The organism is Variovorax sp. PAMC 28711 (assembly GCF_001577265.1).
GTDB lineage: Bacteria > Pseudomonadota > Gammaproteobacteria > Burkholderiales > Burkholderiaceae_C > Variovorax.
In genome coordinates this window covers 3,022,366-3,035,051 of sequence record NZ_CP014517.1, presented here as the reverse complement: position 1 = coordinate 3,035,051, position 12,686 = coordinate 3,022,366, and the positions used below count along the sequence as shown (strand labels likewise).

Below are 12,686 nucleotides of genomic sequence, written 5' to 3'. Positions count from 1 at the left end.
GCCCATCGCACCGCGGACGATTGCGCCGTCCTACAGCGGTGCCGCGCGCTGTCGCGGACACCCTCATTTCATTTTCGTTCGCAATCTCCATGCCCACCACTTCGCGTCCGCCTCTTCTTGCCAACGGCCTCGTTTATGTCGACGCGCACATGCCCGGCTGGTCGCGCGTGAAGCGCGGCACCAACTTTCGCTACCGCGACGTGAAAGGCAAGTGGCTGCAGGACGTGGACGAAATCTCCCGCATTCAGCGTCTGGCGATTCCGCCGGCCTACACCGAAGTCTGGATCTGTCCGCTGCACAACGGTCATCTGCAGGCCACCGGCATGGACGCGCGTGGGCGAAAGCAATACCGCTACCACGCCGACTGGCGCGTGCTGAAGGACGAGACCAAGTTCGAACGGCTCGAAGCGTTCGGGCGCGCGCTGCCGAAGATCCGGGCCCGCGTGGCGCGCGACCTGAAGACCGCCGGCGAAATGCTGAGCCGCGACCGCGTGCTCGCCACGCTGGTGCGTCTGCTCGACACCACCTTCGTGCGCGTGGGGAATGAGGAATACGCGAGCAGCAATGGCTCGTACGGGCTCACCACGCTGCGCAACCAGCACGCGGCTGTACGTGGCAGTGCGCTCAAGCTCAGTTTTCGCGGCAAGAGCGGCGTGATGCAGGAGGCGAGCCTCGACGATCCGCGGGTGGCCAAGGTCGTGCGCAGTTGCCAGCAGCTGCCGGGGCAAGCCTTGTTCCAGTACATCGGCGACGACGGGGCACCGCACGGCGTCTCGTCGAGCGACGTGAACGACTACCTGCGCGACGCCGCCGGCAACGGCTTCACCGCCAAGGATTTCCGCACCTGGCACGGCACGGTGCAAGCACTCGAACTCACCCGATTGGCCTGCGACCACAACGAGTCGGCACTGGAAGACGCCGCCGCCGCGCGCTACAGCGCCAAGGACATCATCGGCGCGGTGGCCAAACAGCTCGGCAACACGCCGGCGGTTTGCAAGAAGTCCTATGTGCATCCGGCCGTGCTCTCCCTCGGCGGCCAGCTTTCAAGCGACCCGGCTGGCATGCAGGCGGTGTGGAAATCGATCAGCGGCCGCGGCACACAAGGCGCGAGCCGGCTGCGTGCCGCCGAAGCGCGATTGCTGGCTTTCCTGTCATCGGAGCGCCGCCGCGCGGCACGCGCTCAGCGCGGCAGCGCGAGCACGAGGCGAACGGCGTCGGGCTCGACCGTCACGGCATAGCCGAGATCGTCCGCCAGCGACTGCAGCGCGACGGCATCGATGGCCAATGCGCGGGGTGCGCGATGGTCCTCGACCATCCGGTCGACCTGGTCTGGACGGCGCAGCGTTGCTGTGAAGCGCAGCGCGTCGCTGCCATCCGGCGTCACCGCGATGCTGCCGAGCTCGTCCACGAAATCGTGCAGGTAGCCGAGCACGCCGAGCATCAGATAACGCAGCGCGGCGCCGCCGTCCCAGGTGCTTTCGTCGGCCTCCGACGTCAGCGATTCATCGACCTCGAGCGTGACGCCGTTCAGGTCGAATGCGGCCCGCATCAGACCGGTGCACTGCGTGACCAGCGCACTGCGCGTGATGCCGTGGTCGCCAATGGCGAGCTCCCAGTCGCGCAGCGAGCGGATGGCGGTCACAAGAGCGCCAATCTGGTCGTCGATCAGTGCCACGCGCTGTTCCGCAGCCGCCGCATCCAGCTCGGGAGCGGCGACCTGCCGCTTGAGCATGAGCAATGCCATGCGGATGACGGACACCGGCGCGGCCATGTCGTGGCGCAGGGCGGGCAAGGCGCGCGTGAGCAGCTCGTGCCGGACGCCGGCAGCGATCCAGCTGCGCGCGCTGGGCGACGCCTTCATTGCAGCGCAAGGATGCGGTCGAGCGCATCGAAATCGATCGGCTTTTGCAGGTAGTGATCGAACACGCCGGCCGCACCGGGCGTGTCGCCGGCCGAGAGGCCGGAGATCGCCACCAGCAGCGGCGTCTTGCCCACGACGGCGGACGAGCGCAGGTGCCGCGCCACCTCGATGCCGGGGCGATCGGGCAGCGTGAGGTCGATGAGCGCAGCGTCGAACATCTCGCCGGCGCAAGCATCGAGGGCTTGCTGCGCCGTGTAGGTACAGCGAACGGTGTGGTCCTGCAGCGAAAGCAACTCTTGCAGCAGGTCGGCCGCAGCTTCGTTGTCGTCGACGATCAGCACATTCACGGTGACTTCCTGGAACAAAAGCTGAAGAGTATCCGCGCGGGATTCCGATGCGGGCGTAGGAGCGAGCCTACTTCGCCGCGCCGGCTACTGGCGCGCGGTTCGAAAGGCCGGCGGCAGGGTTTGCGGCGAGCTGGTGCGAAACGGGCTGATGTCCAGTCCGCCGCGCCGCGTGTAGCGCGCGTACACCGCGAGCTGGGTGGGGCGGCACTGGCGCCAGATATCGGTGAACATGCGCTCAACGCATGGCTCGTGGAACTCGTTGTGATTGCGAAAGCTCACGATGTACGCGAGCAACCCGGCCTGGTCGATCGGCAGGCCGGTGTAGCGAATCTGCACGCTGCCCCAATCCGGCTGGCCGGTCACGAGGCAATTGCTTTTGAGCAGGCGGCTGGTGAGCGTTTCGGTGACCGGCATCTCGGTCAGGCCATCGACCCGCAGCAGGTGCGGCGCCGGCTGGTAGTGCGTGCATTCGATGTCGAGGCGGTCCAGGTCGAGCCCGTCGAGCTCGTGCACCGGCTCGCGATCGAACAGCTCCGGCGTCACCAGTCGAACGCCGATGCCGGCGCTGCGGTCGCTGCCGCGCCACAGGGCTTCGGCGAGGTCGACGCGCAGCCGCTCCCGCACCTCGTCGATGCTGGCGAAGGCCGTGCCGTTGAAGCTGTTGAGGTAGAGCTTGAACGACTTGCTCTCGATGATGTTCGGAGTTTCGCAGGGCACGGTGAAGTGCGCGAGCGCGACCTGCGGCTTGCCGCGCAGGTTGAGCCAGCTGAGCTCGAATGCGGTCCAGAGATCGGCGCCGAAAAAGGGCAGCGCGTCGGGGCGAATGCCCATCGCTTCGCGCTTGGTGGTGCGCGCGATCGGGAAGAGTTGCGTCGGGTCGTACTGGTCGATATAGGCCGAGGTGCGGCCGAGCTGCGAGCCTTCAGGCGAATCGGGAATGCCGTGCGTCATGCGCTTGCCTTTGCGTTGGCGGATGGGGGAGCCTCGCGCATGAACGGGATCATGTGGCCCAGGAGAATCTGCCCGACTTCGGGCGGCAGGTCGTGGCCCATGCCGGGCACCGGCACGAAGGTCGCGCCCGGAATGCGGCGCGCCGTGTCCTGGCCGCATTCGATGGGCACCAGCGCGTCGGCCTCGCCATGCAGCACAAGCGTCGGCGCGGTGATGGAGGGCAGCACTTTCTCGCGGCCCGCGTCGGCGCCGATGGCCAGCATCTGGCGCAGCATGCCGCTCGGGTGATACGCGCGGCGCATCGCGAAGGTGACGCGTTCGGCGATCGCTGAATCGGGCTGCGGATACGCCGGGCTCGCAATCAGCTTGATGAAGCCGAGGCTGTGCGCGACCAGCGCCGCCTCGTTCTTCCCAGTCGGACGGCGCAGCAGGGCGGCGCCGACATCGCGACGCGGACCGGGCAAGCCGCGCGCGCCGCTCGAACTCATGATGCTGACCAGGCTCGCGGCACGCTTCGGCGCCGTGGCGGCGACGCGCTGGGCGATCATCCCGCCCATCGACGCGCCGACAATGTGCGCCTCGGCGATGCCCAGGGCATCGAGCACGCCGATCGAATCGTTCGCCATGTCCTGCAGCGCATAGGCCGACTGCACCGGCAGGCCGAGCCGCTGGCGCACGGTCTGCCAGACGAGGTTGCCGATGCCTGCGTGATCGAAGCCCTGCGAGAGGCCGATGTCGCGGTTGTCGTGTCGCACCACCCGAAAGCCCGCGTCGACCAGGCCTTTCACAAAGGGCTCGGGCCAGGCGATGAGTTGCATACCCAGACCCATGATGAGCAGGACCACCGGACGGCCCTCGCCGCCGGTGTCTTCGACTTCGATCTGCAAACCGTTTGCTGTCAATTTCATGGTGGTCCCGCTGAGTCAGACAAATTCGCGCTCGCGCAGCCATTTGGTCGCGACCCACTTTTCGCCCGCGAGCACGGGCGCGCCACCGTGCAATGTGCGCGTGGCCGGGTCGGGCCGGTCATAGCTGAAGAAGACGCCGGTGCCGCGCGTGGGCGCGACTTCGAGCCCGACATCGGGGAAGGTGGTCGCGCCGCCCTGCTCCGGCTCCTGCAGGTACATCAGCAAGGTGCCGACGCGCTGGCCGCCACGCCGCAGAATGGTCGGTGTGCCGGGCTCGGCCGGGTCGAAGTAGTCGTAGTGCGGCCGGTACTGCGCACCGGGTGCGTAGCGCAGCACCTGCAGACCCTCGCCGAATTCGAGCGGCCACTGCAGGAGGTGCGCGATGCGCAGCTCGATGCGCGCGACGATCTCGTTCTCGCCGCGCTCGAAGAACATGCCGTCGCTGGTGCGATCGACGTTCAGCACCTCGCCGCCGGTTTGCGTCTCGACGGTGAGGGAGCGCGCCAGCCGCACGCGGGCTGCGGCGATCAGCGCCTCGCACTCCGCCGCGGAAAGCAGGTCGCCGAACACGACGACACGCGGGTGCCGCAGCGTTTGCAGCACGCGCACCCGCCGGTCGCCAGCGTCCAGATGCATCGGCGCGCCGTCGAGATCGGGGCCCGGCAGCGCGACGCGGGCCGGTGCGACAGCGGCCAGGCCGGTGTCCTGCGATTCGATCTCCAGCAGCGCGGCATCGGCGATGTCGGCCTGCCAGCCGGCATCGCGCATCGAGCCGCGCAACGCGGACAACGAGTGGCCCGCAGCCAGTTGCGCCGTGACCCAGGCACGCAATTCGGGACTGATCACCTGGGTCATGCTGCGTTGTCCTTCAAGCCGCCTGTCGACGAAACACCAGGCGGTCGGGCGACGACACGGCGGCCGCAAACCCGTAGCCTTCGAGGTCGAATTTTTCCAGCGCCTTCGGTGTCGCCGTCTTGTGCAGCACGGCCCAGCGCGCCATCAGGCCGCGAGCGCGCTTGGCGAAGAAGCTGACGATCTTGTAGTGATCGCCCTTGCCTTCCTGAAACACGCACTCGACAACGCGCGCCTTCAGCACCGACAGGTCGACCGACTTGAAGTATTCCTGCGACGCGAGGTTGATGACGACCGGCGTGTGGTCTGCAGCGAGCCGGTCGTTCAGGTGGTCGGCGATGCGCGCGCCCCAGAACGCGTAGAGGTCGCTGCCGTGGCGGTTGGCCAGGCGGGTGCCCATTTCGAGGCGGTAGGGCTGCAGCCGGTCGAGCGGCCGCAGCACGCCGTAGAGACCGCTCAGGATGCAAAGGTGGTCTTGCGCCCACGCGAGCTGCGTCGGCGTGAGGCTTTTGGCGTCGAGTCCGCCGTACACGTCGCCGTTGAAGGCCAGCGCGGCCTGCTTCGCGTTCTGGTCGGTGCTCTTGCTGGCCCAGGCGGCATAGCGCCCGACGTTGAGCGCCGACAACTTGTCCGAAAGGTGCATGAGCGCTGCGATCTCCTGCGGCGACTTCGCGCGAAGCAGCTTGATGAGTTCCGTGGACGGGCCGCGCGGGCCTTCGAAATGGGGGGGGGTTGCGGGCAGTCCGACCGGGGGCGGCGTGTCGTAATCGAGCGACTTGGCAGGAGAGAGCAGAAACAGCATCGAACGATTATCTGCGGCGGCGGAAGGCCGATGGGCCCCCGGTAAAATTGTCCGCCCATGACCGATACCACCTCCCCCCAGCCCGCCCTCCAGCCGGGCCTCGACAGCCTCTCCAAATCGTTCGAACCCGTTGCCATCGAGGCACATTGGGGGCCCGAGTGGGAAAGACGGGGCTACGCGAAGGCGGGCTACCGCGGCACGCAGATGCCCAAAGACGGCCAGGACGCTTTTGCGATCCAGCTGCCGCCACCCAACGTGACCGGCACGCTGCACATGGGCCATGCGTTCAACCAGACCATCATGGACAGCCTGGCGCGCTACCACCGCATGAAGGGCGACAACACGCTGTGGGTGCCGGGCACCGACCACGCCGGCATCGCCACGCAGATCGTGGTGGAGCGCCAGCTGCAGGAACAGAAGGTCTCGCGTCACGAACTCGGCCGCAAGAACTTTGTCGCGCGCGTCTGGGAGTGGAAGGAAAAGTCGGGCAACACCATCACGCAGCAGATGCGCCGCATGGGCGACACCGTCGACTGGAGCCGCGAGTACTTCACGATGGACGACGACCTGTCGAAGGTGGTCACGCAGACCTTCGTGCAGCTTTATGACGAAGGCCTCATCTACCGTGGCAAGCGCCTGGGCAACTGGGACCCGGTGCTCAAGACCTCGGTGAGCGACCTGGAAGTCGAGAGCGAAGAGGAAAACGGCTCGCTCTGGCACATCGCCTATCCTTTGGAAGACGGCAGCGGCACGCTGGTGGTGGCCACCACGCGTCCCGAGACGATGCTCGGCGACACGGCGGTGATGGTGCATCCGGAAGACGAGCGCTACAAGCAACTGATCGGTCAGCACGTGAAGCTGCCGCTGGTGGACAAGCTCATCCCGATCATTGCCGACGACTACGTCGACAAGGCCTTCGGCACCGGCGTGGTGAAGGTCACGCCGGCTCACGACTACAACGACTATGCGGTCGGCCAGCGTCACCAACTCGAGGTGATCGGCATCCTCACGCTGGACGCGACGGTCAACGACAACGCGCCCGAGAAGTACCGTGGCATGGACCGCTTCGTGGCGCGCAAGGCCATCGTGGCCGACCTCGACGCGCTCGGCTTGCTGATCGAGGTCAAGAAGCACAAGCTGATGGTGCCGCGCTGCGCGCGCTCAGGCGCCATCGTGGAGCCGATGCTCACCGACCAGTGGTACGTCGCGATGACACGGCCGGGCCACGACGGGCAATCGATCGCGCAGAAGGCGATCGACGTGGTGAAGTCGGGCGAGGTGCGCTTCGTGCCCGAGAACTGGGTCAACACCTACAACCACTGGATGGAGAACATCCAGGACTGGACCATCTCGCGCCAGCTCTGGTGGGGCCACCAGATTCCGGCCTGGTACGACGAGGACGGCACGGTGTACGTGGCGCAAGACGAAGCCCAAGCGCAGGCCAAGGCGCCCGGCAAGCGACTCCGCCGCGACGAGGACGTGCTCGACACCTGGTACTCGGCCGCGCTGGTGCCTTTCTCGTCGCTCGGCTGGCCCGAAAAGACCGACGATCTGGCGCGCTACCTGCCCTCCTCGGTGCTCGTCACCGGCTACGACATCATCTTTTTCTGGGTCGCCCGGATGATCATGATGACCAAGCACTTCACCGGCCAGGTGCCCTTCAAGGACGTCTACATCCACGGCCTGGTGCGCGATGCGCAGGGCAAGAAGATGAGCAAGTCCGAAGGCAACGTGCTCGACCCGGTCGACCTGATCGACGGCATCGCTTTGCCTGAACTGCTCGACAAGCGCAGCCAGGGCCTGCGCAAGCCCGAGACCGCACCGGCGGTGCGCAAGAACACGCAGAAGGAATTCCCCGAAGGCATCCCGGCCTTCGGCGCCGATGCGCTGCGCTTCACCTTCGCGTCGCTCGCTTCACTCGGCCGCAGCATCAACTTCGATTCGAAGCGTTGCGAGGGCTACCGCAACTTCTGCAACAAGCTCTGGAACGCCACGCGCTTCGTGCTGATGAACTGCGAAAGCCAGGACTGCGGGCTGATGGAGCACAGCAAGGAAGACTGCAAGGTCGGCGGTCCGGCGCACGGCTACCTGAAGTTCAGCCGTGCCGACTTCTGGATCGTGTCGCAGCTGCAGCGCGTCGAGGCCGACGTCGCCAGGGGCTTCGAGGACTACCGGCTCGATAACGTGGCCAACGCGATCTATCAGTTCGCATGGGACGAGTTCTGCGACTGGTACCTGGAAATCGCCAAGGTGCAGATCCAGACCGGCACCGATGCACAAAAGCGCGCCACGCGGCGCACGTTGATCCGCACGCTCGAAACGCTGCTGCGCCTGGCGCACCCGGTGATCCCGTTCATCACGGAAGAACTCTGGCAGAAGGTGGCGCCCGTCGCAGGGCGCGAAGGCGCATCGATCATGGTGGCCGCCTACCCGCAGAGCCAGCCGGAGAAGATCGACGAAGCCGCCGAAGCCCATGTGGCGCGGCTCAAGGCGCTGGTCGACGGATGCCGCGCCCTGCGCAGCGAGATGAACGTCTCGCCAGCCACCCGCCTGCCGCTGTATGCGGTGGCCGACGACGCCGAAGGCGCCGCCTTCCTGCGCGATGCGGCGCCGGTGCTGCAGGCGCTGGCCAAGCTGAAGGAAGTCCGCGTGTTCGACGATTCGACGTCGTGGTCGAGCGCCGCCGAGGCCTCGCCGGTGACGGTGGTCGGCGCGGTGCGGCTGTGCCTGCACATGGAAATCGACAAGGTCGCGGAAAAGGCCCGCATCGCCAAGGAGATCGCGCGGATCGAAGGCGAAATCGTCCGGGTGAACGGCAAACTGGGCAACGAAGCCTTCGTTGCCAAGGCGCCGCCGCTGGTGATCGAGCAGGAGCGCAAGCGGCTCGCCGACTTCAGCACGACGCTGGAACGCCTCGGCGATCAGCTTGTGCGCCTCGGCTGACAGACCGCAACGCGGGCGGCATTTAGTATTCGAAACCGGCGGGGCGGCTGCGCCCTGGCGGGCCCTGCCTCTCTTTTTTTCCCGAACCGACGTCTGATCGCCCATGTCCACTTCTCCGACACGCATTCGCAAGGCCGTATTTCCAGTGGCGGGCTTCGGCACCCGTTTTCTGCCTGCGACCAAGGCCCAGCCCAAGGAAATGCTGCCGGTGGTCGACAAGCCGCTGATCCAGTACGCCGTCGAGGAAGCGTATGCCGCCGGCATCCGCGACATGATCTTCGTGACGGGCCGCAACAAGCGCGCGATCGAGGACCACTACGACACCGCCTACGAGCTCGAGAGCCAACTCGAAGCCAGCGGCAAGATCGAACTCCTCAACATCGCCCGCTCGGTCATGCCCGACGACATGACCTGCTCGTATGTGCGGCAGCCGCGCATGTTGGGCCTCGGCCACGCCGTGCTGTGCGCCGAGCACCTGGTCGGCAACGAGCCCTTCGCCGTGCTGTTGGCGGACGACTTGATGGTCGGCCCGGACGGCGGCGAGCCCGTGCTGGCGCAGATGACGCGCATGTTCGAGAAGCTCGGGGGCTCGTTGCTCGCGGTGCAGGAAGTGCCGCTGGATCACGTCAAGCGCTACGGCATCGTGGCGGGCGACCCGGTCGAAGACCGCCTGGTCAAGGTCAACCAGATGGTCGAAAAGCCGAAACCCGAGGCCGCACCGTCGCGCCTGGGCGTGGCCGGCCGATACATCCTCACGCCGGCTGTGTTTGCGGAAATTCGCAAGCAGTCGAGCGGCGCCGGCGGCGAAATCCAGCTGACCGATGGCATCGCCTCCCTTATGAAGAAAGAGGCGGTCTACGCCTATTCGTACCAGGGCACACGCTACGACTGCGGTGCCAAGGAAGGCTTCCTGCAAGCCACCGTCGAATTGGCGCTGGCGCACCCTGAAGTGGGCGCGTCGTTTCGCGCTTACCTGAAGAGCCTGCCGCTTTAAGGGCTACCTCGGCGGCTGCTGCGCGAGCGGCAGCACGAAGTCGGCGACCTGCTGATCGCTGATCGGTGTCAGCGGCAACCCGAACGCATTGTTCAGGCGCGCCACCAGCGACTGCGCCCAGAGCGCGTTCCACACGAGCCCGGCGTGGTGATCGGCCACCAGCGCATTGCGCGGGTCGTCGCCAGCGGTGTTAGCGACTTGCAGCGTTGTTCCGATCGCCACGGTCTTGTAGTCGGGTCGGCCTTCGGCGTCGCGCCGGCCCCAGCGCGCCACCACCCATGCTGCATCGTCGAAGTAGGCCGTGTTGTTCGACGACTCGGCCAGGGCGCGCAGGGAACCGTTGAAGTCGTTCAGGGCCTTGTCGATGTTGGCGCTTTCGCGCGCGGTGCCGAAGCGATCGACGTAGCCCGGGTCGTCCGCTTCATTGACGATGCCGACGACCAGCACTTTCGTCTCGGGATGCGTCGCGTGAATGAGCGCGACGGTCTCCCGAATCGCACGGGTGCATCGGGCGGTCACGTCCCGCACGCCGGGCGCAGCCGGGTCTTGCGCGATGACGTCCAGCTGGCCTGCCCAGTCGTTGAGCCCCATGCGGATCACGACGACGCCCCGCTTCCAGCGGTCGGCCTCGGTGTCCATCAGTGCCAGCAAACGCGGCGCTTGCTGGAACCGCCCCGCCATCAGGTTCGCGCAACCGGCGCCTGAATTGGCGAAGTTGTAGCGATAGTCTTCCTTCCTGGGCGCACGGTCACCGCTCGCGCCCAGAGCCTCGCGCGCCGATGCGATCACGCCCGAGTGGCCCCAGACCCCCCATGGCCCGGGGTCCAGTTCCTTGCCTCGGAGCCGCGCGATGATTTCGATCCAGTTGAAGGTGCGCGCCCGGAAGGCGCCGCCACGGCCCTCGCTGCCCGGCTTGAACGCCAGGCTGTCCTGGTAGGAATGGCTGTTGGAGTCGCCCAGCACGGCGAGCGGAATGGCGTCGGCCGGCACGGGGCGATTCAAGGCACTGGCTGGCAAGGCATCACTCCCCACGTTGAAGGCCACGACGCCAGCGGCGAAGAGCAGTGCGAAGCCACCCGCAACGGCAAGGCGCCCGAGCCTTCTCACGGCGCTGCTTCAGCGCCGGCGCAGGACGTGGATGAAATCGCTGCCGACGGTCTGCTGCTCGACCAGGTCGTTGCCGGTCTGCCGCGCGAAGGCCTGGAAGTCACGCACTGAGCCGGCGTCGGTGGCGACCACCTTCAACAGCTGGCCGCTCTGCATGTCGTTGAGCGATTTCTTGGCCTTGAGGATGGGCAGCGGGCAATTGAGACCGCGCGTATCGAGTTCTTTGTGGATGTGCATCACCGTTCCTTGAAACTGGAAAAGATTCTAGGAGGCCGGCTTCGGCCATTCCAGGAACTGGGGTTCGTGGCCGCGCGTGCGCAGCCAGTCGGCGAGTGCGTAGCCGGTGCCGGCCGGCCAGCAGCGCAACGCTGGCAGGTCGTACAGGCGATAGTCGACCAGTTCGGGCGAGAGCGACACCTCGCCGTCGGCCACCGCGTGGTACGCGATGATCACCTGGTTCATGCGCTTGAAATCGTAGACGCCGACCAGGTTGAGCTCGCTCGTTTCCAGGTTGGTTTCTTCCTTGATCTCCCGCGCGATGCCTTCCTGCGGCGTTTCGCCGGCTTCCATGAAACCGGTGATCAGTGCGTACATCTTGGTCGGCCATGCCGCGTTGCGCGCCAGCAAGACCTGTCCTCGGTATTCGATGATGGCGGCGAGCACCGGCGTCGGGTTGTTCCAGTGCGTGTGGCCGCAAGCGGGGCAACGCAAACGGGCCTTGGGCCCGCCGTCTTCCAGCGACTCGATCCATTCGAGCGGCGTGGCGCAGGCCTGGCAGAACTTCGGGTCGGGCGCGCTCATGCCGGGAAGACGCCGGTGGAGAGGTAACGGTCGCCGCGGTCGCACACGATGAACACGATGACCGCGTTCTCCACGGTCTTGGCGATGTCGAGCGCGACCCAGAGCGCGCCGGCAGCGGAAATGCCGCCGAAGATGCCCTCTTCGCGGGCCATCCGGCGGCACATTTCCTCCGCGTTGTCCTGACTCACGTTGACCACTTGGTCGACCCGGCTGGGCTCATAGATCCTCGGCAGATATTCTTCCGGCCACTTGCGGATGCCCGGGATGCGGGAGCCTTCTTCGGGCTGCGCACCGACGATCTGCACCGCGCTGCTCTTTTCCTTCAGGAAGCGCGAGACGCCGGTGATCGTGCCGGTGGTGCCCATCGCGCTCACGAAATGCGTGACCTTGCCGTTCGTGTCGGCCCAGATCTCGGGGCCGGTCGTCTCGTAGTGAATCCGGGGGTTGTCGGCGTTGGAGAACTGGTCGAGCACGCGGCCCTTGCCCTGCGCCACCATCTGGTCGGCCAGATCGCGCGCGTACTCCATGCCGCCGCTCTTGGGCGTGAGCACCAGCTCGGCGCCGAACGCCTTCATGGTTTGCGCGCGCTCCACCGACAGGTCCTCCGGCATGATCAACACCATGCGGTAACCCTTGATGGCGGCCGCCATCGCGAGAGCGATGCCGGTGTTGCCGGAAGTCGCTTCGATCAGGGTGTCGCCGGGCTTGATTTCACCGCGCTCTTCCGCTCGCTTGATCATCGAGAGCGCCGGGCGGTCCTTTACCGAACCGGCCGGATTGTTGCCTTCGAGCTTGCCAAGAAGCACGTTGCCGCGCCGGGCATTCTCGGCCGCGTCGATGCGCTGCAGCGAGACCAGCGGCGTCTTGCCGATGGCATCTTCGATCGTCGGGTATTTCATCGCAGCGCCTGCGCGGCCGCCCGAAGGGCGCTGGCCCCCCGCAGGGGGGTGGCGAACAAAGTGAGCTTGGGGGGATTCATGCGGACGACTGTGCCATAATTTTGGGCTTGCTTCCTGCTCGTGCCCGGGTGGTGAAATTGGTAGACGCAGGGGACTCAAAATCCCCCACCGAAAGGTGTGCCGGTTCGATTCCGGCCCCGGGCACCACGTTTTCAGGACCC

Annotated in this window: 13 protein-coding genes and 1 tRNA gene; 4 read left to right on the top strand and 10 right to left on the bottom strand. The window is 66.4% G+C overall.

Features of this window, described 5'->3' with window-relative positions:
• The first annotated feature begins 89 nt into the window (after positions 1-89).
• A complete protein-coding gene (locus AX767_RS14770) occupies positions 90-1,238 on the top strand; it encodes a DNA topoisomerase IB (protein WP_068632030.1) in 1,149 nt (382 codons plus the stop codon).
• Here AX767_RS14770 and AX767_RS14765 read toward each other — a convergent pair.
• The 6 genes from AX767_RS14765 to yaaA all read right to left on the bottom strand — a co-directional run bounded on the left by AX767_RS14765 (position 1,181) and on the right by yaaA (position 5,721).
• Positions 1,181-1,861 carry a hypothetical protein gene (locus AX767_RS14765; RefSeq protein WP_068632029.1) on the bottom strand — a complete coding sequence of 227 codons (681 nt, stop codon included), beginning with the start codon at positions 1,859-1,861 and terminating at the stop codon, positions 1,181-1,183. The genes AX767_RS14770 and AX767_RS14765 overlap by 58 nt on opposite strands.
• On the bottom strand, positions 1,858-2,208 hold the full coding sequence (locus tag AX767_RS14760) for a response regulator transcription factor (protein ID WP_068633737.1): 351 nt from the start codon (positions 2,206-2,208) through the stop codon (positions 1,858-1,860). The genes AX767_RS14765 and AX767_RS14760 overlap by 4 nt, the downstream gene beginning before the upstream one ends.
• 84 nt (positions 2,209-2,292) lie before the next feature.
• A complete protein-coding gene (gene queF, locus AX767_RS14755) occupies positions 2,293-3,159 on the bottom strand; it encodes an NADPH-dependent 7-cyano-7-deazaguanine reductase QueF (RefSeq protein WP_068632028.1) in 867 nt (288 codons plus the stop codon).
• Entirely contained in the window at positions 3,156-4,067 is a 912-nt protein-coding gene (locus AX767_RS14750; protein ID WP_068632027.1) for an alpha/beta fold hydrolase, read from the bottom strand. The genes queF and AX767_RS14750 overlap by 4 nt, the downstream gene beginning before the upstream one ends.
• A gap of 15 nt (positions 4,068-4,082) precedes the next feature.
• Positions 4,083-4,922, bottom strand: coding sequence for a 2OG-Fe(II) oxygenase (locus AX767_RS14745; protein WP_068632026.1), 840 nt, complete (start codon positions 4,920-4,922; stop codon positions 4,083-4,085).
• Positions 4,923-4,935: 13 nt separating this feature from the next.
• Complete coding sequence (gene yaaA / locus AX767_RS14740) at positions 4,936-5,721, bottom strand: peroxide stress protein YaaA (RefSeq protein ID WP_068632025.1); 786 nt, start codon at positions 5,719-5,721, stop codon at positions 4,936-4,938.
• Between the two features lie 57 nt (positions 5,722-5,778).
• Here yaaA and AX767_RS14735 point away from each other — a divergent pair, with 57 nt between their 5' ends.
• Positions 5,779-8,664 (top strand): valine--tRNA ligase, encoded by a 2,886-nt coding sequence (locus tag AX767_RS14735; protein WP_068632024.1) that lies wholly within the window; start codon positions 5,779-5,781, stop codon positions 8,662-8,664.
• Positions 8,665-8,767: 103 nt separating this feature from the next.
• A complete protein-coding gene (gene galU, locus AX767_RS14730) occupies positions 8,768-9,658 on the top strand; it encodes a UTP--glucose-1-phosphate uridylyltransferase GalU (RefSeq protein WP_068632023.1) in 891 nt (296 codons plus the stop codon).
• 3 nt (positions 9,659-9,661) lie between these two features.
• On the opposite strand, the gene AX767_RS14725 is transcribed toward galU, so the two are convergent.
• The 4 genes from AX767_RS14725 to cysM are packed head-to-tail and all read right to left on the bottom strand — an operon-like array spanning position 9,662 to position 12,465.
• Positions 9,662-10,765 (bottom strand): SGNH/GDSL hydrolase family protein, encoded by a 1,104-nt coding sequence (locus AX767_RS14725; protein WP_068632022.1) that lies wholly within the window; start codon positions 10,763-10,765, stop codon positions 9,662-9,664.
• 9 nt (positions 10,766-10,774) lie between these two features.
• Complete coding sequence (locus AX767_RS14720; protein ID WP_068632021.1) at positions 10,775-11,002, bottom strand: sulfurtransferase TusA family protein; 228 nt, start codon at positions 11,000-11,002, stop codon at positions 10,775-10,777.
• Positions 11,003-11,029: 27 nt separating this feature from the next.
• Entirely contained in the window at positions 11,030-11,566 is a 537-nt protein-coding gene (locus AX767_RS14715) for an NUDIX hydrolase (RefSeq protein WP_068632020.1), read from the bottom strand.
• The gene (cysM, locus tag AX767_RS14710) at positions 11,563-12,465 is read right to left on the bottom strand and encodes a cysteine synthase CysM (protein WP_068632019.1); all 903 of its coding nucleotides are present in this window, start codon (positions 12,463-12,465) and stop codon (positions 11,563-11,565) included. The genes AX767_RS14715 and cysM overlap by 4 nt, the downstream gene beginning before the upstream one ends.
• Positions 12,466-12,587: 122 nt before the next feature.
• Here cysM and AX767_RS14705 point away from each other — a divergent pair.
• Positions 12,588-12,672: transfer RNA gene (locus AX767_RS14705), tRNA-Leu, on the top strand.
• The last annotated feature ends 14 nt before the right edge of the window (positions 12,673-12,686 follow it).